Source organism: Paraburkholderia acidipaludis NBRC 101816, from assembly GCF_000684975.1.
Classification (GTDB): domain Bacteria; phylum Pseudomonadota; class Gammaproteobacteria; order Burkholderiales; family Burkholderiaceae; genus Paraburkholderia; species Paraburkholderia acidipaludis.
Genome location: NZ_BAXZ01000008.1, coordinates 82,217 through 105,540, shown reverse-complemented (window position 1 = coordinate 105,540; position 23,324 = coordinate 82,217). Strand labels below are relative to the sequence as shown.

The 23,324-nt window shown below is 67.8% G+C and carries 17 protein-coding genes; 3 read left to right on the top strand and 14 right to left on the bottom strand.

The genetic code is table 11. The features are described 5' to 3' along the window. Positions 1-48 precede the first annotated feature (48 nt). Positions 49-297: a hypothetical protein gene (locus BAC01S_RS11870; RefSeq protein WP_407667921.1), complete on the bottom strand. Its 249-nt coding sequence runs from the start codon at positions 295-297 to the stop codon at positions 49-51. A gap of 128 nt (positions 298-425) precedes the next feature. Between BAC01S_RS11870 and BAC01S_RS11865 the strand changes: the two genes are divergently transcribed. Continuing rightward, positions 426-866, top strand: coding sequence for a hypothetical protein (locus BAC01S_RS11865; RefSeq protein ID WP_027794957.1), 441 nt, complete (start codon positions 426-428; stop codon positions 864-866). 46 nt (positions 867-912) lie between these two features. Here BAC01S_RS11865 and BAC01S_RS31100 read toward each other — a convergent pair whose 3' ends face one another. The 5 genes from BAC01S_RS31100 to BAC01S_RS11840 all read right to left on the bottom strand — a co-directional run bounded on the left by BAC01S_RS31100 (position 913) and on the right by BAC01S_RS11840 (position 6,843). Beyond that, a complete protein-coding gene (locus BAC01S_RS31100) occupies positions 913-1,956 on the bottom strand; it encodes an ABC transporter permease (RefSeq protein WP_084168552.1) in 1,044 nt (347 codons plus the stop codon). A gap of 4 nt (positions 1,957-1,960) precedes the next feature. Continuing rightward, positions 1,961-2,980: an ABC transporter permease gene (locus BAC01S_RS11855; RefSeq protein ID WP_084168557.1), complete on the bottom strand. Its 1,020-nt coding sequence runs from the start codon at positions 2,978-2,980 to the stop codon at positions 1,961-1,963. Positions 2,981-3,021: 41 nt separating this feature from the next. Continuing rightward, complete coding sequence (locus BAC01S_RS11850) at positions 3,022-4,569, bottom strand: sugar ABC transporter ATP-binding protein (protein ID WP_027794955.1); 1,548 nt, start codon at positions 4,567-4,569, stop codon at positions 3,022-3,024. A 14-nt stretch (positions 4,570-4,583) separates the two neighbouring features. Continuing rightward, positions 4,584-5,618: an ABC transporter substrate-binding protein gene (locus BAC01S_RS11845; RefSeq protein ID WP_027794954.1), complete on the bottom strand. Its 1,035-nt coding sequence runs from the start codon at positions 5,616-5,618 to the stop codon at positions 4,584-4,586. A gap of 139 nt (positions 5,619-5,757) precedes the next feature. Beyond that, positions 5,758-6,843 (bottom strand): LacI family DNA-binding transcriptional regulator, encoded by a 1,086-nt coding sequence (locus BAC01S_RS11840; protein ID WP_084168548.1) that lies wholly within the window; start codon positions 6,841-6,843, stop codon positions 5,758-5,760. Between the two features lie 265 nt (positions 6,844-7,108). Here BAC01S_RS11840 and BAC01S_RS11835 point away from each other — a divergent pair, with 265 nt between their 5' ends. Beyond that, on the top strand, positions 7,109-8,074 hold the full coding sequence (locus BAC01S_RS11835; protein WP_407667922.1) for an aldose 1-epimerase: 966 nt from the start codon (positions 7,109-7,111) through the stop codon (positions 8,072-8,074). 335 nt (positions 8,075-8,409) lie between these two features. Then, complete coding sequence (locus BAC01S_RS31095) at positions 8,410-8,805, top strand: DUF3331 domain-containing protein (RefSeq protein ID WP_043202002.1); 396 nt, start codon at positions 8,410-8,412, stop codon at positions 8,803-8,805. Between the two features lie 38 nt (positions 8,806-8,843). Here BAC01S_RS31095 and BAC01S_RS11825 read toward each other — a convergent pair whose 3' ends face one another. From BAC01S_RS11825 to BAC01S_RS31090, 8 genes are all read right to left on the bottom strand, one after another. Then, entirely contained in the window at positions 8,844-13,619 is a 4,776-nt protein-coding gene (locus BAC01S_RS11825) for a cellulose synthase subunit BcsC-related outer membrane protein (RefSeq protein ID WP_027794951.1), read from the bottom strand. Positions 13,620-13,648: 29 nt separating this feature from the next. Further along, on the bottom strand, positions 13,649-14,749 hold the full coding sequence (bcsZ, locus tag BAC01S_RS11820) for a cellulose synthase complex periplasmic endoglucanase BcsZ (protein ID WP_084168545.1): 1,101 nt from the start codon (positions 14,747-14,749) through the stop codon (positions 13,649-13,651). 142 nt (positions 14,750-14,891) lie between these two features. Further along, positions 14,892-17,417 carry a cellulose biosynthesis cyclic di-GMP-binding regulatory protein BcsB gene (bcsB, locus tag BAC01S_RS11815; RefSeq protein ID WP_027794949.1) on the bottom strand — a complete coding sequence of 842 codons (2,526 nt, stop codon included), beginning with the start codon at positions 17,415-17,417 and terminating at the stop codon, positions 14,892-14,894. A 5-nt stretch (positions 17,418-17,422) separates the two neighbouring features. Continuing rightward, on the bottom strand, positions 17,423-19,639 hold the full coding sequence (bcsA, locus tag BAC01S_RS11810) for a UDP-forming cellulose synthase catalytic subunit (protein WP_027794948.1): 2,217 nt from the start codon (positions 19,637-19,639) through the stop codon (positions 17,423-17,425). Then, positions 19,636-20,433, bottom strand: a complete 798-nt coding sequence (gene bcsQ, locus BAC01S_RS11805; protein ID WP_027794947.1) for a cellulose biosynthesis protein BcsQ — start codon at positions 20,431-20,433, stop codon at positions 19,636-19,638. Before bcsQ ends, bcsA begins: the two co-directional genes overlap by 4 nt. Further along, positions 20,430-21,263: a cellulose biosynthesis protein BcsP gene (bcsP, locus tag BAC01S_RS11800; RefSeq protein WP_156954395.1), complete on the bottom strand. Its 834-nt coding sequence runs from the start codon at positions 21,261-21,263 to the stop codon at positions 20,430-20,432. The genes bcsQ and bcsP overlap by 4 nt, the downstream gene beginning before the upstream one ends. 63 nt (positions 21,264-21,326) lie before the next feature. Continuing rightward, positions 21,327-21,782, bottom strand: a complete 456-nt coding sequence (bcsD, locus tag BAC01S_RS11795) for a cellulose biosynthesis protein BcsD (protein ID WP_027794945.1) — start codon at positions 21,780-21,782, stop codon at positions 21,327-21,329. A gap of 334 nt (positions 21,783-22,116) precedes the next feature. Beyond that, on the bottom strand, positions 22,117-23,220 hold the full coding sequence (locus BAC01S_RS31090) for a CAP domain-containing protein (RefSeq protein ID WP_043201999.1): 1,104 nt from the start codon (positions 23,218-23,220) through the stop codon (positions 22,117-22,119). Positions 23,221-23,324: the final 104 nt, after the last annotated feature.

The window sequence follows — 23,324 nt, the reverse complement described above, 5'->3', positions numbered from 1 at the left end:
GCAAATACTTTGAGGGCCTGCGAAAAGAGAGCGTGGACCCTCGGTCGGTTACTGCTTCCTGGGCTTCTTCCCGAACATCGCCTTGCATGGCGGTGACAACTCGTTGTAGTGCTGCTTCATGCACGCCTCGATCTTTTCCTTGTTGGGTATTTCGCTGGCGCAGAAGTGAAATGCGTCGCCGCGACACGCCTGGTCCTGCTCCTCCTCGGTCGCGGCGTAGCCGGTCAGCGCAAAGGTTAGTCCAGTCAGCAACGCAGCGACGGCCATGGCCTCCGCCTGTATCGTTCGGCGTCTCATGTCGTTCTCCTTTAGCTACCTATAGGAGATGCCATGCAACGGCCGTTCCCGGCACGACGCTTGCGCCTTCCGGAGCATCGCATTTGCCGAGAGGTGCTGCGTCAACGCAGCGGCATACCATGCATTCGATGACCCTGAAGATTTCCGTCGGCGCCTCGCTCTATCTCGCCGCCGCCCTGTGCGCTCAGTCCGTCGCGCACGCGGACGACAGCGCGAGTCCTTGCGCCGCACTCAAGCGCATCGTCGCCGCGGCGCCGCAACACTTCGCATCGCTCGACCCGAACGATGGCCGCTCCGTCGCGCAGCCGTATGGCGACGACGCGCGCTGCTCGACAACTCGCGGCACGTATCAATGTGAATGGAGCACCCGCGATGCCGGCGTCGACAGCGGCGGCAACCCGCTCGAGGGGGTTGGCGCCGACATCGCCGCGTGCCTGCCCGACGCGACGCATGACCTGAACTCGCCAAGCCGCCAGCACTTCTATATCGGCGCTCGCGGCAGCCGGACCGAAATCACGGCGCAGACGGAAGGCCCGACGCGCGTCAGGCTGTCTGTCTCTCAGGAGTAGGAAAGTAACGCAGCAAAAGAAGAAGGCGGACGCGAAGCCCCAGCAGTCAGGAACTCGCCGACCGACGCGCGGCGCGGCCACCTGAACCGCTTGCGCGCACCGCGCCGTGACGGCGCCCGGTCAACACCGTCTGCACGATCACCGCCGCGAGCAGGAACGCACCGCTCGCGAGGTTCTGATAATACGGGCTCAGCGTGCCGACCTGATTGATGACGTTGTCGATCACGCCGAGCAGCAACACGCCGGCGAGCGGCCCGGCCATGGTCCCAACGCCGCCCGTCAGCAGCACGCCACCTATCACCGCCGCCGCAATCGACTGCAACTCATAGCCCGTGCCCGCGCCCGAAAGCCCCGAGTCCAGATGAGACGCCAGCAGCGCGCCCGATAGTCCCGCAAGCGCGCCGCTCAATCCATAGGCCAGGATCTTCACGCGCTCAACGCGCACGCCGAGCATGCGCGCCGCCTCTTCGTTGCCGCCAATCGCGAAGATCGCCGCGCCAAAGCGCGTGTGATTGAGGAGCAACCCGCCGAGGGCATAGATCACCACGATCACCCAGATCAGATTGTTCACGCCGAAGATCGCCCCATTGGCGATGTGCGTGAAGAACCCCGGATTCGCGATCAGCAGATCCTGACTGGCGAGCACGAGCGCGAAGCCCTTGAGCCCAAGCAGCGCCGCCAGCGTGACGATGAACGGCGCCATGCGCGCCCGCGCGATCAGCACGCCGTTCACGAGCCCCACCACGAAGCCCGCCGCCACGGGCGCGAGCATGGCCGCGCCCCAGCCATACGGCGCGGCATAGGCGGCCAGCACGGTGCCGAGCCCAACCATCGAGCCGACCGAGAGATCGAATCCGCCCAGAATGATCACGATACTTTGGCCGACAGCGACCAGACCGAGGAAAGCGCTGTTCGAAACGATATCGGCGAGATTGGCGGGTCTCAGGAAGTCCGGAAACACCATGCCCGCAATCAGCGCGACCACGACGAGCATCCCGATCGCACCGCGCGACTGCACGAGCGCAATGAGCTGGGCGCGGCGAGAGCCGTGCGTGTCGGCGGGCGTTGCGGCGGTATTGGCGCGGGGCATGGCCTCAGGCTCCCGAGCGTTGCAGGTACAGCGCCACCACGATGAACACCGCCTTCAGAATCTGCGCGTATGTGAAGCTGATGTTGTTCATGATGAAGCTCGCGTCGAGCACCTGCAGCAGCAGCACGCCGAACACGGCGCCGACGATCGAGATGCGCCCGCCGGAAAGCGGTGTGCCGCCGATCACCGAGGCAGCGATGGCGTCGAGTTCGAAGTTCACGCCGACATAGTTGGGATCGGCCGCACCGAGCCGCGCCGACGCGAAGAGGCCCGCGAGGCCCGCAAGCGTCCCGCTCGCCGCGTACACGAGAAAGAGCGTGCGTCGCACCGGAATGCCGGCGAGGAAGGCGGCGCTACGGCTCGCGCCCACGAGTATCGTGTAGCGCCCGAAAGTCGTGCGGCGCACCACGAACGCCACGATCGCGGCAAAGACGAGCGCAATGAGCATGACGATGGGAATCGGACCGAGCGCGCCGGCGCCGAGCAGGTCGAACGCGTCGGCGTCGGGCAGATTCACGCGCGAGCCGCCCAGCAGGGCTTGCGCGAGGCCGCGCGCGGCGACGAGCAGCGCGAGACCGGAAATGAGCGGATCGATGGCGAGCAGCGCGACGAGCATCCCGTTGCAGAGCCCGGCCAATGCCCCCATGCCCACCGCCGCGATCATCGCCGTGCCCACGCCGTAGGGCAGGAACACCGCAATCGCCGCGCTGGAAAGCGCCATCACGGACCCGACCGAGAGGTCGATGCCGCGCGTCGCGATCGCCAGATTCTGGCCGAGTGCGATCAGCACGATGGGCGCCGCCTCGAACAGCAGGCTGCGCGCGGCAAACGGATTCGAGAATCCTGGCGTGACCGCCAGGTTGAATGCCACGAGCACGGCCAGCGCGACATAAACGCTGTGCTCGCGCAGTACCGTGCGCCACGCAAACGAGCGCGGCGTGTCCGAGGCGCCCGAAGGCGCGCGCGGTGCGGGAAAATTCGAGGGGCTCAAGCGTTCCTCGTTCGATTCAAAGTTGGTCGCCATTGTTGCCGTCGTCGATTGTGCCTCGTCCGGGCGCGCCGCGTTCATGGCGCGCCGTCCGCGCCCGGCCCTGCGAGCACGGCGAGCACGTCGTCGGGATGCGCGCCCTTCGTCGGCATGCCGCCCTGGGTCGCGCCTTCATTGAGCACCACGAGACGGTCGGTCAGTGCAAGCAGCTCTTCCATCTCCGACGATGTCACCACCACCGCCAGTCCCTCCTCGGCCAGTTGCTGGACGACGCGATGCACCTCCTCCTTCGCGCCGACGTCGATGCCGCGTGTCGGGTCGTCGAGCAGCAGCACGGTGGGACGCGTAGAAAGGCAACGCGCGATCAGCGCCTTCTGCTGGTTGCCGCCCGAAAGCGTGGAGATGGGCGCGCCGGGGCCGGCCGTCTTGATGCCGAGCCGCGCAATGGATTCGCGCACGAGCTGCGCTTCTTTCGCGGGCGAGATGAAGCCGAAGCGCGAGATGCGCGGCAGCAAACTTGCGACGATGTTCTCGCGCACCGAAAGGCGCGGGAAAATGCCTTCGGCGCGGCGATCTTCGGAAAGGAATGCGAGGCCGCGCGCGATCGAGCGCGCCGGCGTGGCGTGACCGAGCGGCTGTCCGTCGATATCGACCTGGCCCGCGTCCGCCTTCTGCGCGCCGAAGATCGTCTTGAACGTTTCGGTGCGCCCGGAACCGAGCAGGCCCGCCAGCCCCACAATCTCGCGGGGCGCCACGCGCAGCGAGACGTCGCGCACGCGATTGCCCCATTGCAGATGCGCGACATCGAGCGCCGGCGTCACGTCGGCGCGCCCTTCGCGATCCGCCCAGGCGTGCTCGCCCGCGCTCTCGCGGCCGAGCATCGCGGCAATCAGGGCGCTGCGCGGCAACTCCTCGGGCGTGCCGGTGCGCACCACGGCGCCGTCGCGCATGACCGTGAAGCGATCGCACAGCCGGTAGCATTCGGAAAGCCGATGGCTCACGAACAGCAACGCGATGCCCTCGGCGCGCAATTGATCGACGACTTCGAACAGCACGTCGACTTCGGCGCCGCTCAAGGCGGACGTGGGCTCGTCGAGGATCAGTACGCGCGCGCCCAGCGAGACGCCGCGCGCAATCGCTACCATCTGCTGCGCGCCAAGACCCAGAGAACCGAGCCGCGCCGCCGGATCGACGGCCAGACGGTAGCGCTGCACGATCTCCGCCGCGCGCTCGAGCATCCGCTTCCTGTCAGTCAGGAAACCGAACTTTTTTGGCTCGTGGCACAGAAAGATATTGTCGGCCACGCTGCGCTCGGGAATCAGGTTGATTTCCTGATAGACGGCGCACACGCCCGACTGCTGCGCGGCGCGCGGGCTGTCGAAGGCCGCGGCGGCGCCATCGAGTGTCAGCCCGCCCGCGTCGGGCTGATAAAACCCGGTGAGGATCTTGATGAGCGTGGACTTGCCCGCGCCGTTCTCGCCAACCAGCCCGTGCACCTCCCCTGCGCGCAGCGTGAGCGAGACGTCGCGCAGCGCGCGCACCACGCCGAACGTCTTCGAGACGCCGCGCGTTTCGAGCACGGCGGCGGCGGTCTGGGCGGGGTTTGCGGCTGCGCCTGTCGTCATGGTTCGCGCGCGGCTCAGTAGACCTTGCCCGCCGCCAGCGAGGGCTGTGCGTTGGTCTTGTCGAAGAGCGCGTCGTCCATGATCTGCTTTTGCGGCACCGGCTGGCCTGCGAGCCAGGCCTCGAGCGACTTGAACGCGAGCGGGCCGAAGCGCGGATTCGTCTCGACGTCGGCGGCTACGACGCCTTGCGAGATGTCCGTGACGATATCCTTCGTGCCGTCGATCGAGACGATCTTCACGTCCTTGAGCTTGCCGGCCTGGCGCAGCGCCGTGATCGCGCCCAAGGTCATGGTGTCGGCATGGGTGTAGAGCGCGTTGATGTCGGGATGCGCGAGCAGCATCTGCTCCATCACCTTCTGCGCTTCGGTCGTGGACCAGTTGCCCGTTTGCGCGGCGACGATCTTCATGTCCGGATAGGCCTTCAGGCCTGCGGCAAAGCCGTCGGTGCGCTGGCTTTCCACCGTGTTGCCGTAGCCGCCCTGGATTTCCGCAATGACCGCCTTGCCGCCCGTCGCGTCGGCGAGCGCCTTGGCCGCGCGCTCGCCCTGCTTGTAGAAGTCGGAGCCGAGGAAGGTGATGTAGTCGTCGCAGAACGTGCCGGCCGTGAGACGGTCGATCGTCACGACCGGGATGCCCTTGGCGCGCGCCTGGGCGAAGGCGGGCTGCAGACCGGTGGAATCGTTCGGCGCGATGATCAGCGCCTGCGCCCCCTGGTTGATCATGCTTTCGATGTCGGCCACCTGCTTGGCCTGGTTCGCATTGGCGTTCGTGTAGAGGAGACGCTTGACGCCGGCCGCCTTCGCCGCCGCACGCACCGAAGCCGTTTCCGTCGCGCGGAACGGGTTCTGCTCGTTTTCGGACTGCGAGAAGCCGACCACCATATCGCTCAGCTTCATGCCGCTCGGTTTGGGATTCGTGCAGGTCTCAGAGGAATTCGATTGCACCTTCTGCGCGTCGCTGCTTGACTGCGCCCACGCGCTGCCGGTGCTGGCCGCCGCGATGCAGAGCCCCGCGGCGATAAGGGCGGACTGAATACGTTGATGACGCATGGCTGTCTCCGTCTCCGTGAATAGTCTTGGCGGCGCGGGTTGCGGACCTCGCTCCGGCCGGTCACTTGTTCTCGTTCTTGCTCGTCCCGGCGCGCTGCGCCGGATTTATTACGGCCACTGCTTCGACTAATATTACCAGTCAATTATCGACGATATTAATGAGGGTATTCACGGGGGAGGCGGGATTGGGCGCGCAGACCGAGGCGCGCTCGATGAGCGGTCCGTCGAGCTTCACGGCGCGCCGCCGCACGGGCGCGCCGGCGCTGCGGTTCTGCTCCTCCTGCAACAGCGTTTCGACCGCCCAGCGGCCCAGCTCGTAGTTCGGCAGCACGACCGTGGTAAGCCCCGGATGGGTGTGGCGCGCGATTTCCTGGTCGTCGTAGCCCATCACCGAAACGTCCTCGGGCACGCGCAGGCCCAGCTGCTTGAGCGCCTCGATCGCGCCGGTCGCCATCAGGTCGTTCGCGCAGAAGATCGCCGTGGGCGGATTGGGCTCGCGCATGAGCGAGAGCGTGAGCTCGAAGCCTTTACCGGGGCTCCAGTCGCCGTTGCGCACGAGCTGTTCGTCGTAGAGCAGGTCGGCGGTCGCGAGCGCCTGGCGATAGCCCTTCAGGCGGTCCTTCGCCGCGTCCTGCCAGGTCTCGCCGTTGATGAAGCCGATGCGCCGGTGGCCCGCCTGGATCAGGTATTCCGTGGCCGTGTGGCCGCCCGTGACCTCGGCCGGCACGACCGAGGACAGCGCGTGGTCGGACGCATAGCAGTTGAGCAGCACGGCCGGCACCTTCAGCAGGGCGGGCGGCACCGTCACCTTGCGCGTGTACACCGTCGCGTAGACCACGCCCAGCACGTTGGGCATGGCGAGCGTCTGCAGCACGCGCTGCTCCATCTGCGCATTGCCGTGCGTGGAGAACACCGCCAGCACGCAGCCGTTGTTCCAGGCGGCGTCGCGCGCGCCGTCGATGCTCACGACCGGATGCGGGCTCGTGGAGACTTCGTCGGCGATATAGATGATGAGATTGCGGTCGCCCGCCGGTGCGGGCTGCGCGGCGCGGATCGGCAACTGGTAGCCGAGCGACTGCGCAACCTCGAGCACCTTGCGGCGCGTCGCCTCGGAAAGTTTGGCGCCAACCGCGCCGTTGAGGACAAGCGAAACCGTCGATTGCGACACGCCCGCGGCTTTCGCGATGTCGGTCATGGTCGGACGGCGCTGGGTCGATTTTTTCATCGGAAGCAGGGTAGGCTGCGCGGCCTCGCGGCGAGCGGAGCGGCCTTCGGGCGCGCGCGGGTAGTGGGTCGCAGCGTAGCACTAATAATTTGTCCCATCAATTGGAGTATGTCGCCATTTTTTACAACCGCCGCCCCTCGCATTTGGCGAGTATATTAACGATTATTAGTAATAATTTAACGTAGTCGTGCCCTACCCGGAGAGCCATCATTTGACTGCCCAGCCGCCCGGCTCGCGCCGTACCGAACGCAATGGCGATACGCCCATCGAGCCTCCCCTGCCGCAGGATCCGCCGTTCGATGCCGCCGCGCTCGACGACGGCCGGCTCGTCACGCTGGCCTGCGGCGCGACGCGGGCGCTCGTCGCGCCGCACGTGGGCGGCTCGATTGCCGCATTCTACGAAGCGGACAGCGGCGACACGTTCCACTGGCTGCGCCCGGCCACCCGCGCGGCGCTGGACGCGCAGGACCCGCTCGGCATGGCCAGCTTCCCGCTGATGCCTTACTGCAACCGCATTCGCGACGGCCGCTTCCGCTTCGAAGGCGAAATGATCGACCTGCCGAGCGGCACCGGTGCGCTGCGCCACGCCCTGCACGGCCATGCGTGGCGCCGGCCCTGGCGCGTGGAAGCGCGCGAGACGGCCAGTGTCACGCTCCATTTCGTGCACGAGCCGCACGCCCGGCACGATGCCCACGCGGGCTGGCCGTTCCGCTACGAGGCGCGCCAGCATATCGTGCTCGACGAGGCGGGGCTCAGCGTGCGCCTCTGGGCGCGCAATCTGGCCTCGCGGCCGATGCCGTTCGGGTTCGGCCATCACCCGTACTATCCGCGGCCGCCCGGCACGCGTATCGCGGCGCGCGTGCGCGCGATGTGGGAGATCGACGCCGAAGTGCTGCCGGTTTCGCTGAACGCGCATCCGGCCGTCGATGCCCTGCAGGCCGGTCTCCCCATCGACGCCTTCGATCTCGACAACAACTTTTCCGGCTGGCGCCACGAGGCGGTGATCGACTGGCCGCATGCGGGCCGGCGCCTCACGCTGCGCGCGGGCGCGCCGCTCGACTATTTCGTGCTGTTTACGCCGGCGGGACTCCCCTACTTCTGCGCCGAACCGGTCAGCAACACCACCGACTGGCTCAATCTACGCGCGGCGCGGCTGGATGTGGGCGGCACCGTTCTCGCGCCAGGCGAGGCGATCGAGGCCCAGCTCGCGTGGCTGCCCGGGCGCTGGTGAGCGCTTGCCCGACACCCGCCGTCGATCAGAAGTCCAAATCTGCACTCTTCGCCCCGGGCCGCGCGGATGACACGGCATCCGTGTCCGCCGCGGCCCGGGCGAACGTGCCACATCCCGCGAACCTGACAGGACTGCCATTGTTTGGCGAGCCCAAACTGAGTATTTGGGGAATCGGGATTTATCCTGCCAGGCGTGACAGATACGATACCGGCGAGATCGCACAAGCACCGGAGGGATTCGACGTGAGCCAGTTACGAACGACATCATCCAGGCAAGCGGCGCCCGCGTATCCGCTATGCCCGCAGGCGTGTGGTGTCGGGGCCGGGGATCGGGAAATGGGCGATCCGTGGACAGCTACCATCTCGCAGCTCGGCCAGTTCGCCGCCCACGGCGAGATGTATGACACGGCGCCTGACGAGGAGGCACTGGTCGAAGCGCCGGCGCCGAAGAGTATGCGCGCGGTTTCGGATTATGGGCGCAATGCCGTGGTGACCTTCGTGGAACGCATCGGCGAGAAAGCCGTGTCGATCTCGTGGCGCGATTCGACGGGCGGCAACTATCGCGAGCAGCGCTGGGTGCAGCGCGCGGCCCGCTCGCGCGGCGTGTGTGCGCTGACCGGCAAGCCCATCTCGCGCGGCGACAGCATCTATCACCCCGTGAGCAGCACGCGCGGACGCCCCTCGAATCTCGCGCAAATGATCCGCTCCGAGGCGCTGGAGCGGTTCGAGTAAGCCGCGTCTGCGCGTTAATTCGCGGGTTAGTCCGCGGGTCAGTCCGTATTGGTCAGATACGGCGAGGTGAAGGGCTTCGGCGGGAACGGCTGCTGGCCCGACTGCGGCGTGAAGCTGTAGCGCACATACACGGCGGCAATCCACTCGCGGTACTCGTACGCGTTACCCAACGATGCCAGCGCGCCCACCGTGACCTGCGGCGCGAGCCGATACTCGCCGTTCGCGAACAGCGAATAGGCAACGCCCGTCTTGCTTTGTCCCGGGTAGGTTGCGTTGGCATCGAGGGGATTCAGCGACGAATTGAGCGCGTTCATGTAGAGGGACGCGCTGCCTTGCAGGCTCGAATCGAGCGGGAAGTACGCAACGGCGTTCTCGCGATAATGCTGCACCCCGATGGAACCCTTCAGGTCATACGTGAAAGCGCCGGTACGGCCGGCGTATTCCAGCGGCAGATTCAGGATCACGTACTGCTGCGGGCTGAAATAGCCGCCCTGCCCGTACGTGACATACGACTGGTTCTGACTGAAACTCATCCACGTGGTATTCAGGCCCACCATGAGACTCTGGTCGGCGTCCTGGTAGAGACGCGTGTAGGCGCCGCCGCCGGCCTTGCCTTCGTAGTTGCTCTCCACATGATGGCCGTCGTAGTACTGGAACTGGCCGTTCACGTACAGGCCGCTCGTGCCGTCGTCCCAGCCGAGCGCCGCGCGGCCGCCCGACTTTGTGACACCGCCCCACTCGAGGCCCGATCCCGCGTCGCGCGCGCCGGCGTATGAGAGCAGGCTGTCGGTCACGGCGCGGCGTGTCACTGCTAACAAGTAAGAAACCTTGTCGGTGATGGCGCCATCGTATTCGACGCCGCCAACCACGTTCTGATAGCGAAAGCCGACCGGCGTCGCGCCGATATCGGCCTTCAGCGAGTTCGTCTCGTAGCCGATCGAAAGTCCCACGCCGCTCGCCGTCTGCGAACCAAAGTTGCCGTAATTCGGGTAGTTCGACAGGCCCGCGCCGAATCGGGCGGCCGTCGAGAGGCTGCTGGACGCCGTGCCGGCATCGAGCGTGACGGGCGTGGCCGTGACAAGCACATGGCCGTTGCCGGCCCGGATGCTGCCTTGAATCGGCGCTTCGATGTCGGTGAGGTTCGTCAGGCCGTCCTCGCCTGCGCGGTTGCGGAACACGGGCCCGCCCGTGATCGTGCTCGCCTCTTCGCGGTTGACCTGCGCGAGTTCCTCGGCTACGCCGAGCGTCTGCGAACTGGCCACCTGCTGCGGCGTGGGCGCGGCGGCGGCGCCGGCCGCGGGCGGCGCATACGGCTGCGCATAGCCCGCCGGCGGCGGCGGGATGTACTGCTGCGCGGCATAACCCTGTTGCGCCCGAGCCGCCGGATTCGGATAAGGCGGCTGGGGCACGTAGGGCTGACCGTAGCCCTGCTGCGCGTAAGGTTGCGGCGCGTAGGGTTGCGGCGCGTAGGGCTGCTGAGGATACGGCGGCTGCGGGTAGCCTTGCTGCGGATAGCCCTGCGGATACGGTTGCTGGGCGTAGCCCTGCGGCAGATAAGGCGGCTGCGGGTACGGTTGGCCGTAGCCTTGCGCATAGGGTTGCGGCTGGCCGTATGCCGGTGCGTATTGCTGCTGCGGCCGCTGCGCGGTCGCCTCGCGGCTGGCTTTGGACTGCTTGCGCGCCTGAGTGGTCGTGCGCTTTGTCGCGGGCGCTTCCTGCGGCAGCGGCACGGAGCCGTACGCGCCCTGCGCCTGCTGCGCGGCGGGCGACATCGGCCACGGCGTCGCCGCGTAGGGTTCCTGTTGTGGCGGATACGGCGCCGGCTGCTGCGGATACGGTGCGGCGGCGGGCGCGGGCTGCGGATAAGGCTGCGCGTTCGGCGCGTACTGCGCATACGGTTGCAGGGGCTGCGCGGGAGCGGGCACGCCCGAGGCACTGGAGCCGTAGGTATCGGGTCCGTAGCCGTCGACTGCGACTGCAGCCGGCGCGTTCGCCAGCGGCGGCGTCGCGGGCGACGGCTGGTATCCCGAGTTGGCCCCGGCGGGTGCCGCATAGGGCACAACGTAGGGCGTGCTTTGTGTCGGCGGGAGCGGAGTAGGCACGGTCATGACGGGTGACGAAAGAGTGGACCAGGCGGGCGCCGCCGGCAGAGGCGCGGTCGAGCCGGCTTCGTTGGTCGACGAGGCCCCGGCGGTGTCGACCGCCGTCTTGCCCTCGAACGGATTGGTGCCCGGCAGCGGATTGGCGCCAATGGGCCGGCTGAGCGCCTCCCAACCACGCGGCACGTTCGACGCGGACGTCGCAATGCGCGCACCCGGCGGCGTCGTGCTCGCCACTAGCGAGCGCTTCAGGTACTGCGCCGCCAGCGACAGCTTGCCCTCGGCGCGGTACATCCGGCCAACGGCCGCGAGCAGATCCGGGTCGTCGGGGGCGGCGGCGAGCGCCGTCGTCGCGGTCTGCTCGGCAGCGCGCCAGTCCTTCGCGGCCGTCGCCGCATAGATCGCCGCGGTTTGCAGGCCGAGGTCGTCCGGACGGCGGCCCAGCGCGACCTGATAGCACTTCAGCGCATTCGCGGGCTCTCCCGCCGACGAATACATGCGCGCGAGCACGGCCTGCAGATCGGGGTTGTCGGGCATGGCCGCGAGCCACGGCGCGATCACCGCATAGGCGCTCGCCAGGTCGCCGCCGGTGCGCACCTTGTCGGCCTGGCGCACGACGATGGCGAGATTCAGGTTGTCGAAGTCGGTTCGCTGTTCGGGCGTGAGCTGCATCGTCGCGATACGCCGCATCACGTCGCCGAGGAGCGTGTCCTGATGGCTCGCGAGCAGAATGCCCGCGTATTGCAATTGCAGGCCGGGATCGCCGGGCGCCGTCGACATCGCGCCCTGCACGAGCCAGAGCGCGCGCGCCGGATCGCCCGCGGCCACGTAGCCGCCGGCCAGCGCGCCGACGAGCGAAGGCGTGGCGAGCGCGATGGGCTCGGCGTTGTGCAGGATAGCCTGCGCCTCTTGGGTCTGGCCGCGCTTCGCCATCTGCGTGGCGAGATCGACCTGCTGGCCGACCCACAGGCGATGCTGCAATTCGGTCATGGCCTCGTTGCGCTGCGCGACGGGAATGCGGTCGAGGAGGCGCAGCCCGTTCGACCAGTCCTTGGTCTGCTCGGAAAGCAGCGCGCTTGCATAGAGTGCGTCCACCATGTCGGGGTGGGCCGCGAGCAGGCCGTCCATCATGCTGCGCGCCGTGCCCACGGCGCCCTGGCGCACGTAGATGCGAGCCAGGTCGAGCCGCAGCCATGGATCGTCAGGATTGCTCACGAGTGCGTCTTCGAACAGACTGCGCGCGGCGCCCAGGTCGCCCCGCGCTTCGGCTTCGCGCGCCTGGGCCGCTTCCGCCGTGCCGCGCAGGCGGTCGAGCCCGCCTGCTTTCGCCTGCTGCTCGGCAGTGAGCTGGGTGGCGAACTGCAAGGCCTCGTCGCCGCGGCCTTGCGCGGCGAGCGCACCCACCAGGCCGCGAATCGCGTCGGGGTTGTCGGCCTGGCGGCGCAGCGCCATGCGAAAGGCCTGCTCCGCGCCCTGCGGATCGCGATTGGCAAGCAGCGCTTCGCCCAGCATCACCTGAGCCGTGATATCGGAAGGATTGAGCTCGATTGCGCGCTCGTACAACGATTTCGCCTTCGCGAAGTCGCCGTTGCTCTGCGCGCCGATCGCCTCGCTCGTCCAGGTCCAGTACGTTGCGCTCGTGAGCGCCTCGCGCCAGCGCGCCGGACTCCCCGCACGCGATGCGCGTTCGAGATAGTTGCGCGCCGCTTCGAAATGCTCCTGCTTCAGCTCGACGATGCCCATGCCGCCCAGCGCGTCGCTGTCGTTCGGCGACGAAGCGAGCACGGCAGCAAAGCGCGCCCGCGCCGTGACAAGGTCGTCGCGGTCGAGCGCGGCGAAGCCCTGGCCGATGGTGCGGCCGCGCGCGTCGTTCGCGGCATTTTCTTCCGCGTGCAGACGGCCCGCCTGATCCTGCTTCACCATGCTCTCGTAGCGCGCCTTCACGGCGGGATCGTCGGGCACGAGCTTCAGGTAGGCGTCGTAGAGCGGCTGGTCCGAAGGCCGCGCCGCCAGCCACAGCAACGCCTGGCGCCAGCTTGCGCGCGCCTCCTGGCCGACCTTGCTGTCGCCCGCGAGCTGTTCGAGCCGCGCGATACCGTCGCGGCGCGTGGCGTCGCGATACGTGAGGTGCTGCGCGTAGGCGAGCGCGTAGCGCGGATCGTCGGGGTTCTCGCGCGCGAGTTCTTCCAGGCCCTTGCGCGCCTCGTCCCAGCCGCTCGGCGTGGCCGAGAGCGCCTGGTAATACTCGAGCCGCAGTTCAGGCGTCGCGGGCTTGCCGCCCAGCGCGTTGCGGTACTGCTCGACCGCCGAGGCGCTCTTGCCCATCTGCGCGAGGCGCCGCGCGTCGTTCACGGTCTGGTCGCGCGGGCTGGTCTGGCCGAGGCGCCGCCCCAGCTCGTCGATGCCCGGATAGTCGGGCGCCGCCTCGCGCAGCTTTTCGAGGTACTGTTCCGCGCCGCCGCCGTCCTTGCGGTCGGCCATGACCATGCCCATGCCGAACAGCGCGTCCGGCTGCGTCGGATCGATGCGCAGCACTTTCTGCCAGGCCTGCTCTGCAAGGTCGCCGCGGCCATGCGCCTGCCAGTACTTGCCTTGTGCGATCAACGCCTGCAACGGGTCCGGCATCGCGGCATGAACTATCGGCGTCAGCGCGAGGCAGCCCGCGAGCGCGAGCGCCATCCCGAGCGCGGCAACGGACGACGAGCGTCGCGGCATGGAACGGCCGGTTCGGCGATCTCGCGTCTTTACTCGCATGCGCCCCTCCACGACGGGATCAACTGCCCGTTCGCGTCGAAGCGGTAGCGGCCATCGATCGCGCCCATGCCGAACAGGCCGAGCACGCGGTCGTAGTAAACGGGCTCGCGGCCCGGTGTGCCGCCGTCGAGCGCGGCGAGATGCGTGCGCGCGAGCGCGAGGCTCTTCGTGTCGCCGAGCGCCGCGAAGTACGGCGCAAGCGCTCCCCAGTAACTGAGCGGCCCTTCGCCGTTACCTACCCCATTCGTCGCCGCGACTTTCTCAGGCGGCACGCCGGTTTGCGCGACGCGCTCGTCCATGCCGCGCACCGCGTCGAGCCAGGGTTTTGCGAGCGGGTCGGCCGCGGCTGCGAGGCCGGCCCAGAGATAGACGCGGATAGCGTCGTAGCTGCCGACGTCGCCCGTCTTCGGATCGACGACGAACTGGCCTTCGTGCCAGGCGACCCAGTCGGGCGCGAAGCCTCGCGGCGCCGTGCTCGTCACCATCTTCAGCGTGCTTTGTGCGAGCGCCGTCCACGGGCCGCCGTGCAGGTCGTGCGCGAGGCCGCGCAGCAACGGCAGCGGCAGATAGCTCGGATTCAGGCGCGTCACGCCGCCATTGACGAAGCCCTGCGGCCCCGGCAGCAGCATCGGCCCGAGCCCCGCCAGGTCGGTCACTTCGCGCTTCGCGATCTGCGCGGCGAGCGCCGTGCCGAGCGCCGTGTAGTCGGGCGCATTCCACAGGCGCCCCGCCTGCAGCAGATCGTAAGCAATCCAAAGGTCTGCGTCGGAGGCCGGATTCGGGTCGAGCACGCCCCATGCGCCGTCCGGGCGCCTGCCCCACTGCCAGGCCGGCAGCCGCACGTCGTTCGCGTCGAACTGGCCGCCCGCGAGGTTTTGGCGCGTCCAGGCGAGCAGACGGTCGAAGGTGGCGCGGTCGTTCGCCACCAGGGCGAAGAACATGGCGTACGACTGGCCCTCCGAGGTGGTCTGCTGCACGGCCGTGGCGTAGTCGATCACGCGTCCGTCCGGCTGCACGAAGCGCGCAACGAACGCGCGGTACGACGGCCAGTCGCCGCAGGCGCCCGCGGCGGCGTGGGCGAACGTCGTCATGGCAGCGAGCGCCAGGCCGCAGACAAGCCGGCAAGCCAGCGGAAAAGCGGGCGTGGGGGCCGCCTCAGCCTCCGCCGGGCCGCCCCAAGGAGGCTGAACGCCCCCTCGGGGGGCAGCGAGCAAAGCGGGCGTGGGGGCCATCTCAATTCCTCAGCCTGCGCGACGCAACGGCGCGCAGGAAACGGTAGAAGAGCGCTGCGATCACGATGGCCGCGAACACGCCGGAGAGCACGAGCAGCAACGGATGCGACGAGAGCGCCCAGCGCAGATATTCGATGGGCGAAAGCGAGCCGACGTAGTACGCCTCGCCGTTCGACGTGACCGTGACCGAGCGGCCGTGGATCACGTCCATGGCGCCCTGGACCGACGGCAGCACATCGGCGTCGAGAAGCGCCGACGTGATCTCCTCTTCCGACTCGCCCGGCGCGCTGATCAGCGCGACCGCGCTGCGGCCTGCGCGCAGCGGCGATTCGAAGCCGGCGATCAGCGCATTGCCGCCGGTCTCCACAAGCGAGAGGTCGGCGCGCGCGGGCGCGCGCTCCACGCCGTGCGGACCGTGCCACCAGTCTTCGAGCTTGAACGCGAGATCGGAGAGCGTGAACGTGCTCGTATCGCCGTCGCTCGAGAACGGCATGAACTTCGCCCACGTCCGCAGCAAGGGCTGCCGGCCGGGGCCGCCGAGCATCAGCAGATCCTTGTCGGCCAGATGATCGAGGTCGCCCGGGCCCGCAATCGTCACGCCCGTCACGGGATAGCCCGTCGATTCGCCCATGCGGCCCATCGCGAGCAGGTAGAGGCTGTAGTCGCTCGGCGTCGGCTCGTTCGGGAGGATCACGGCCGTCTCCGAGAGGTCGGCCATGCGCGTGAACGGGAAGCCGCTGTTCGCGAACGCGGCGAGGTCCGGCAGCGCCATGTAGTGCGGAAACGACGACAGATCGATCGTCGAGTCCGGGTCGATCGAGCCCGCCACGTTCTGGATGAGCCGCCCCGTGCATTCGCCGGTGTTCGGGATGTCGTAGAAGAAATGCAGGCGCAGCAGCGAGCGCGGCGTAAGCACGAGCGGCGGCACGTGCACGATGCGATGCGCGACGCCCGTGCTCGACGTGTCCGCGCCGAAGCGCGCGAGCAGGCTGCTCAGGCTGAAACGCGACGGCGTCACGGCGGGAATCTGCAGCGCCGCCACGAAATTGTTGTTCACGCTGACGTTGAGCGACGAGCGGTCCGGGTGCGGGCGCACCGAGTAGCGGTAGCGCAGGTCGAGCGGCGCGCCTTTGGTGTTCCACATGAAGAGGTCGGGCGGCACATGCAGGTTCAGCGAGATTGCGCCCGCATCGTAGCCGGTTACCGAGAGCGCGCGCTCGTCGACGAGTTCGCCGAAGCGCACCGGACGGCTGGACGGCAGCCAGTTCGGCGCGTCGTAGGGCGCACGCGGCTTGAGCGTCGTGAGCTGGCTCACCGTGACGCTAGTGCCGGAGAAGGTGTTCTGGCCGAGCGCGAGCGCGCTTGCCGCCGTGCGCAGCTCGTCGCCGTTGCGGCCCAGCACGAGCAGCAGTTCGCCGCGCGCGGGCTCGCCGCGCTCCGCGACCGCGATCGTCGGGCCGGAAACGCCCGGCAGCGTCACACCGTCCAGATGCGAATCGGACAGCGCGAACACCACCGCGTTGCCCGAAAGCGGCACGCTGCCCACCTGCGCCGGAAAACGCGCGCCGCGGTAGCCCGCGAGCGCGCCGAACCACGAAGCCAGCGTGCCCGCGGCCGCGAGCATGCCGGCGTCGGGCTTGTCGGCGAACACGAACGGCAGTTCGAGCCGGCGCACGTCGCGGCGGTCGAAGAACGGCTGCGGCAACGCGGCGAGATCGGGCTTCGTCGGCAGCGACGCGTAGGTCAGATCGAGCGAGCTCGCGTTGCTCACCGTCGCCCACAGCGCGGAATTGGACGGGTCTTCGCAGCCGCGCGTGTAATGGCCGATCAGTTGAACGTTCAGGTGGTTGAACTCGGTGATGAAGCGCGGATCGAGCGAGATGTCCCGCGCGACCGTGGTGCCGGCCTGTTCGTGCGGCAGCGGCAGGGTCGCCGCCACTTCGCCGTTCACGAGCACCTTCAGTTGCGAAAGATCGGGCAGCAGCGCGGGCGAATAGCTGTAGATGAGATGCAGCACCGCGCCCGTCACGACCTCGTCGTTGCGCACCGAGAACGGCACGCCGTTCTGGCCTTCCGTGCCGCGCAACTGCAGCGGATCGAGCGCGCCGAGGTCGGCGAAGGTCAGCGTCTGGCGCCGGCCGCCGGGCACAAGCGTGCCGGGATTGGCGGTGGTCGGCGGGCGCATGCCGAGGCGCTTCTGCTGTTCCGGCGAGAGCGGCGGCGCGGTCAGCGCGAGCAGCGGCTGCGCCATGGCCTGGGAATCGAACTTCTCGGCGGGTCCTGGCGGCGGCACGGCGCCCACGGCCGTCGCACCGTCGGCAGCGCGGCCTCCCACGGTGGCGGTGGCGGCGGCGTCAGGTGTCTTTTGCGCCATTGCACCGGTCGCGCAGAAAAAAGACATGGCGACCAACAGCATGGCAAAGCCGCACGCGGGCAAGTGCGCAAGGCGCGCCGCGCCTGCAACGCGTGCATTCTCTCCCTCACCCGAGCTGCTGCGCGGGCGTAACACCCCGGTCCTTTTCTCCATATCCTCTAGCTGTCTTTTTGTCCGGCCGCTTTGCCGCCGCGTTTCGTCCACGCGCGAAAGTCGCCATAAAGATGTTCGAAAAGCGCGCCGATGCCGCCCACGCCCACGCGCAACACATGCGAGAGCGCGCGCAACGGCGCGTCGGGTTGCCGGCCCTCGGCCCAGCCGGTCCAGGCGTCGGCGCGCGAGAACGTCGTCTTCACGAAGTCGAACTCCTGATCCTTCGTCATCTCCACGAACTGCAGCCCCGCGCGTCCCGGCGCGGAGAAACTCACGGTCGCCGCGAACGCATATTCCTCGTCGCCGCGAAAGAGCGAGACCGTCACGTTTTCGTGCAGCGGTATCTGGATGGCCTGCGGCAGCTCGACACCCACGCCGCCCTCGGAGTAATCGAGCGTTTCGCAGGCGAGCGTGCGGCCCGTGCCGAATCGCAGCATCACGGGCATCTTCATCGCCACGCGCGGCACGGAGCGGATCTGCTTCTGCTCGTTGGCGGCGGCCACGCTCGCGCCGAGTATCAGCATGTTGTAGCTCGTCCACGCGAGATTGAGGATCGTGGTCTGAACCTCGCTGCGCAGGTGCGCATAGTGATAGATATGCACGAGGCCGCACGCGAAGCCGAGCAGGTTCAGCATCAGCAGGATCAGGTACGGGCGCGAGATCGACCAGTCGAAGTAGGTCTTCGCAATCGTGCCGCCCTTGGCCGTGACGTTGAACTTGCCGAGCCTCGGATTGATGAGCGCGAGCAAGGTGGGCGCCGTGATGTACGAAGCGAGCACCGACTCGTAGACTTCGGCCCAGAACGAATGGCGAAACGCGCTCTGCATGCGCGAGTTCGTGACGTTCGCATGGAACATGTGCGGCAGCGCGTAGAGCGCGATGGCCGCCGCCGATGCCTGGATCACATGGGCGCCGAAGAACAGGAAAGAAAGCGGCGCCGTCAGGAACACGAGACGCGGCACGCCGTAGAAGAAGTGCATCATCGCGTTCAGGTAGCACAGGCGCTGGCCGATCGAGAGACCCTTGCCCCCCAGCGGATTGTCGATGCGGAAGATCTGCGTCATGCCGCGCGCCCAGCGAATGCGCTGGCCGATGTGGCCCGAGAGGCTTTCGGTGGCAAGACCCGCGGCCTGCGGGATCGCGAGATAGGCCGTGGTGTAGCCGAGGCGGTGCAGCTTGAGCGCCGTATGCGCGTCTTCGGTCACGGTCTCCACCGCAATGCCGCCGATCTCCGCCACCATCGAGCGGCGCAGCAATGCACACGAGCCGCAGAAGAACGTGGCATTCCAGAGGTCGTTGCCGTCCTGCACGAGGCCGTAGAACAGCTCGCCTTCGTTCGGCACCTTGCGGAACGTGTCGAGATTGCGCTCGAACGGGTCCGGCGAAAAGAAGTGGTGCGGTGTCTGCAGCATCGAGAGCTTCGGGTCGCGCAGGAACCAGCCGAGGCAGATCTGCAGGAAGGAGCGCGTGGGAATGTGATCGCAGTCGAAGATCGCGAAGTATTCGCCGTGCGTGATCTTCAGCGCTTCGTTGATGTTGCCGGCCTTTGCGTGGCGGTTGTGCGTGCGAATCGTCCAGTTGACGCCCACCTCTTCGCAAAACGCCTTGAAGTCGGGCCGGCGGCCGTCGTCGAGCACGTGGATCGAGAGCTTGTCGGCCGGATAGTCGAGCGCGAGCGCCGCGTAGATCGTCGGCTTCACGACGGAGAGCGGCTCGTTGTAGGTGGGAATGAACACGTCCACCGTGGGCCAGTCCGCGCGCGAGGCGGGCAGCGGCACCGGCTTGCGCCGCAGCGGCCACGAGGTCTGGAAGTAGCCGAGCATCAGCACGAGCGTTGCATAGACTTCCGCCGAAACGAGCAGCAGGCCCCAGACCGCGTCGAGCGGGCGCGTCCAGTAAGTGGTCTCCGTGAGACGCCAGAACATGTACCGGCCCGAGGCAACCACCGACAGCATGACCATCACGAGCGTCGCATAATGCCCCTCCAGGCGGCGAAAGAGCAGCGCGCAAATAAAGCAGCAGGTGGCGAACACCAGTTGCTCCATGTTCGGCAGCGGCACTGTGAACACGAAGAAGAGCGAGCAGAGCGAAAGCAGCGTCAGCACGACGGCGAACGGCTTGCTGCTCCAGATACGGGCATCGGCAAAGCGTTCGAGACGCGAAGCGCGCGCCGCCGCCGCCCCTGACGAAGCCGCGACGGAATCGGTCTGGACGGTGCTCATGCGACGCTCCTTCGCGACAGCGCCGGGGCTGCCGGCGCATCCAGCGCCGCAAGCAGCCACGCGCCGCAGGCGCGCAGATCGGTGGCCGCCTGGCAGAGCGGATCGTAGCGAACCACCGAGGTATTGCAGGCGAGCGATTCGCTCACGCCTTCGTCGGCGTGGATCGAGCCTGGAAACATGTGGCCGCCCAGCATGTCGCGCAGCACGCGCAACACATCCTTGTTGAGCTGGCGCGACTGGTCGACCTGATTCACCACGTAGCCCTCGCCGATGAACTCCGGGCGCGGCGCCGCGTAGGTGTCGATCATGCGCTGCATCTGCGGGATTGTCGCGTAGGAGGCCGCGTCGGCCAGCACGACGTTGACGGCGAAATGCGCCGCCGAAAGCGCGGCGCGCGTATAAGCCGACGAGCCCGGCGGCGTATCGACGATCACGATGTCCGGGGCGTTCAGGCGCAGCGCGGCGAGGCCGTGCGCAAGCCAGAGCGGGTGTTCGTCCAGATGGCGTTCGAAGAGATGCTGCTCCGCTTCGATGAGCGCGCCGAATGCGAGGACCGTCACGCCGTCGGCGCCGTCCACCATCGCGCGCTGCCACGGCACGCCCGCGAGCGCGGCGCGCGAGAGACCGTCCACGCTGTCGAGCGGCACGCCGAAGTAAAGCCGCAGCGAATTCTGCGGGTCGAGATCGACCGCCACCACGCGCCGGCCGGCTGCGGCAAGCACGGAGGCGAGATTGGCGGCGAGTGTCGTCTTGCCTACACCGCCCTTGGCCGAAACCACGCTGACCACTTTCATGGCCTGCCCGCTCCCTTGAGAAAACCAGGATGGCGCGGCGTTGCCGCGCCCTTCGGTTCGACGCCGCCTCCCTGCATGCGCGCACCCTGAGCACCGCCCACGCCGCTGCCGCCGCGCAACCTGTCGAACAGCCGGTCCAGCCGGCCGCCGGCATCGACGTCCTGCGCCGACGCTGTGCCTGGCGCCGTCGGCGCCGCCGTGCCGAAGAGCTTCTTGAGCGGCGACGACGAAGACGGCGCGGCAGAGGCGAGGGGCTGCGCCTCCACGCCCGGTTCCGGCGAAGCATTCATTGCCGGCGGCGCGGGAGGCGCGCGGCGTGGGGCGATACGCGATGCGGGGCTCGGCAACCCGGTCGCCGCACCGGCGGGATCCGCCTGTGCGGCTTCATCGGCCAGCTCCAGCGCGGCGGGTTGCGGCGAAAACCGGAACGCCCCGCTCTCGGGCGCGCGCGGCGCCGGCTTTTCAATGACGGGGGGAATGTCGCGGCGCGGCGAACGCGTGAAGAGCGGCGCCGAACGCCGCAACGCCGCCTGGGAACGGTCACACGCTATCGGGCCGCTGCCCGTCGTATCTGCCGCCACGGGCGCCGGGCTGTTCTGCACTCCTTCATACAACCGGGGCGCCGCCTGCTCCGCCTCCGGGCCGGCCAACGCCACCCCGCGCGCCGTGTCCGCCGCGCTCAGTTCGACCTTGCGCGGGTCGATCATGCCGAGCAGCGGCCAACGGCCGCGCGCTTCGTGCGCCTCGCTTTCCATACGGATCTCCCGGTAGCTGTCCGGGTCGCCCCCGAAGCGGTCGAAGAGGGCTTTGATGTCACGTGAGGGACTCATGGTCGGATGATTCAGGAAAATCGATTGCAAACTGCCGGTCGAGCGACAGCATCGACACGGCTTTCAGGCCGTTGTGCGCACCAGATGAAATTCGACGGCATAGCCGTCCTCGGGCTGAGCGGCCTGCACGACATGCAGCTGAGCCGCGCCCATGGCATCGAGCCAGGACTGATAGACGCCCTGCAGGAATGCGGGCGTCCAGGCCAGCGCTTCCGCGCCGAACGCGGGCAGCGGTGCGCCATAATGGGTGATGCGCAGGTAATCGCCTTCGTCGCCAAGCTCGACACAGCCCCACTGGATCGAGGCCCAGTGCGCATTGAAGGCGGCGGCGAGTTCCTCGGTGGATTCGCAGGCGGGCAGCGGATGGCTCGCCGCAAAACGTTCGCCGACGCGAAACATCAGCTGGCGCAGCTCGTTGAGATCGAGCTGCGACTCGAACTCGGCCGCGAGCGCATGCAGCAGACCGCGCCACTGGGGAGAAAGATGTTGTTCGAGTAGCGCATCGACGACGGTCGGCATGGGCGGCGGGTCCGTTGAGTGGCGACAGGTTGGCTTCTCGAAGGCGACCGGGGCGACAAGCACACGACATGCCCGGCTGCTGGCCCGACGTCGCGCCGTATAGCCCCGACGTGCGGCCTCGCAGGATATTTCTTGCGATGGACCTTCCGTAGACGGCGAAGAATACGAGCAACGGTTTACCGTCGCCGATAAGCCTGCGCAAACGTTTTCCTGCGACTGTGACGCAGTATAGCGCAGCGAATATTGACGAGGCAGCCGCTGCCCGATGCAAAAAAATCATCCCGCATCGACCTTCGCTTCTTCATCCTGCACGGCCGCCGCCGCGGCCGCCGGATCAGAAGAGCGGCAGCGGCCGGTTCGTCGGTGCGGCTTGCAGCGCCTCGTTCGCCACCGCCGCGGCACCCGTCGTGAACGACCACTGAACGTCGATCGTGTTGTTTTGCGTGCCGTTCGACAGCACGCCCGTCACGTGAACGGTGTAGGTCGCATTGCTCGCGAGCGTCTGGTACGGCGCGCATAGCGCACCGTTCGAAAGCTCGCCCGGATCGGTCTGCGGCGTTTGGGGCAGGCAAGGCACGTTGTTGCCGCTCGCGTCCGTGATCGTGAAGTTCACGGCATTCAGCGTGCCCGCGAAGCCGCTTTGAATCGTCACGGGGTAACCCACCGTGGTGAGCTCGTATTGCGGAGCATTGGCAAACGGATTCGGCGATTCGTTCGCGAACCAGCTGGTGGGCACGCCCTTTTGGCCCGCATAGGGGTAGGTGACGAGCGCCGTCAGCGGCATTGCATTCGCCTCGTTGCCGAAGTCGATGTTGAACGCTTCCCAGCTGGCGTTCGTCAGCGAGGCCACGCCCATCGACTGGAAGTCGTCGAGCATGACGATCCGGTGGTACGGCGCGTCGAAGAGCGTCTGGACCGGGCTCACGCTGTTGGCAAACGCAGCGGGCTGGCCCGCCACGACCACTTCGCCGTACGCCGAGTAGTTGCCCTCGGCGTCGATGCGATCCTGCGGCGTCGCGCCCGTATAGCCAGGCTGGCCGGCCGTTTCATCGTGGCCGTAGGTCTGGTTCTCGACCAGGTAGGTAGCGTGATCGAGCGAGGCAGTCGTCAGGCCGGCATCCGACGGCAGCGTGGGAAGCCCCACCGTCTGACGCATGGCATTCAGATAAGCGATGCCGTCGGCGGTGGCATTGCCGCTCGCGGACGGCAATGTCGCGGCGGTCGCCGCCACGGGCAGGAGCGTGACCGTCCCGCCCAGTTGAGTCGACGTGGATGTCTGGGCGCTGTTGTTGCTGCCCGTGGTGTTGCTGCCGGTCGTGTTGCCGGCCGCCGCATTGCCCGAACTGCCGGATGAGCCGCCACCGCCACCACCACATGCTGCGAGCAGCGCGGCTGCGAAAAGGGAAATGACCTCTAGCCTGACGCGGGAGACCTGCATGCCGTGATGCCTTCTATCCTGGTGCCTCGTGCTGGTGACGCGGACAGCCAGGTCCTGCCGCGTTCGCTTCCGTTTCGTTTCGTATGCGCTCTGCACACGCGTAC

Bases quoted from the DNA above. Each gene is read 5' to 3' on its own strand.
- BAC01S_RS11870 (WP_407667921.1), bottom strand. From the start codon at position 297: ATGAGACGCCGAACGATACAGGCGGAGGCCATGGCCGTCGCTGCGTTG.
- BAC01S_RS11865 (WP_027794957.1), top strand. From the start codon at position 426: ATGACCCTGAAGATTTCCGTCGGCGCCTCGCTCTATCTCGCCGCCGCC.
- BAC01S_RS31100 (WP_084168552.1), bottom strand. From the start codon at position 1,956: ATGCCCCGCGCCAATACCGCCGCAACGCCCGCCGACACGCACGGCTCT.
- BAC01S_RS11855 (WP_084168557.1), bottom strand. From the start codon at position 2,980: ATGGCGACCAACTTTGAATCGAACGAGGAACGCTTGAGCCCCTCGAAT.
- BAC01S_RS11850 (WP_027794955.1), bottom strand. From the start codon at position 4,569: ATGACGACAGGCGCAGCCGCAAACCCCGCCCAGACCGCCGCCGCCGTG.
- BAC01S_RS11845 (WP_027794954.1), bottom strand. From the start codon at position 5,618: ATGCGTCATCAACGTATTCAGTCCGCCCTTATCGCCGCGGGGCTCTGC.
- BAC01S_RS11840 (WP_084168548.1), bottom strand. From the start codon at position 6,843: ATGAAAAAATCGACCCAGCGCCGTCCGACCATGACCGACATCGCGAAA.
- BAC01S_RS31095 (WP_043202002.1), top strand. From the start codon at position 8,410: ATGGGCGATCCGTGGACAGCTACCATCTCGCAGCTCGGCCAGTTCGCC.
- BAC01S_RS11825 (WP_027794951.1), bottom strand. From the start codon at position 13,619: ATGCCGCGACGCTCGTCGTCCGTTGCCGCGCTCGGGATGGCGCTCGCG.
- bcsZ (WP_084168545.1), bottom strand. From the start codon at position 14,749: ATGACGACGTTCGCCCACGCCGCCGCGGGCGCCTGCGGCGACTGGCCG.
- bcsB (WP_027794949.1), bottom strand. From the start codon at position 17,417: ATGGAGAAAAGGACCGGGGTGTTACGCCCGCGCAGCAGCTCGGGTGAG.
- bcsA (WP_027794948.1), bottom strand. From the start codon at position 19,639: ATGAGCACCGTCCAGACCGATTCCGTCGCGGCTTCGTCAGGGGCGGCG.
- bcsQ (WP_027794947.1), bottom strand. From the start codon at position 20,433: ATGAAAGTGGTCAGCGTGGTTTCGGCCAAGGGCGGTGTAGGCAAGACG.
- bcsP (WP_156954395.1), bottom strand. From the start codon at position 21,263: ATGAGTCCCTCACGTGACATCAAAGCCCTCTTCGACCGCTTCGGGGGC.
- bcsD (WP_027794945.1), bottom strand. From the start codon at position 21,782: ATGCCGACCGTCGTCGATGCGCTACTCGAACAACATCTTTCTCCCCAG.
- BAC01S_RS31090 (WP_043201999.1), bottom strand. From the start codon at position 23,220: ATGCAGGTCTCCCGCGTCAGGCTAGAGGTCATTTCCCTTTTCGCAGCC.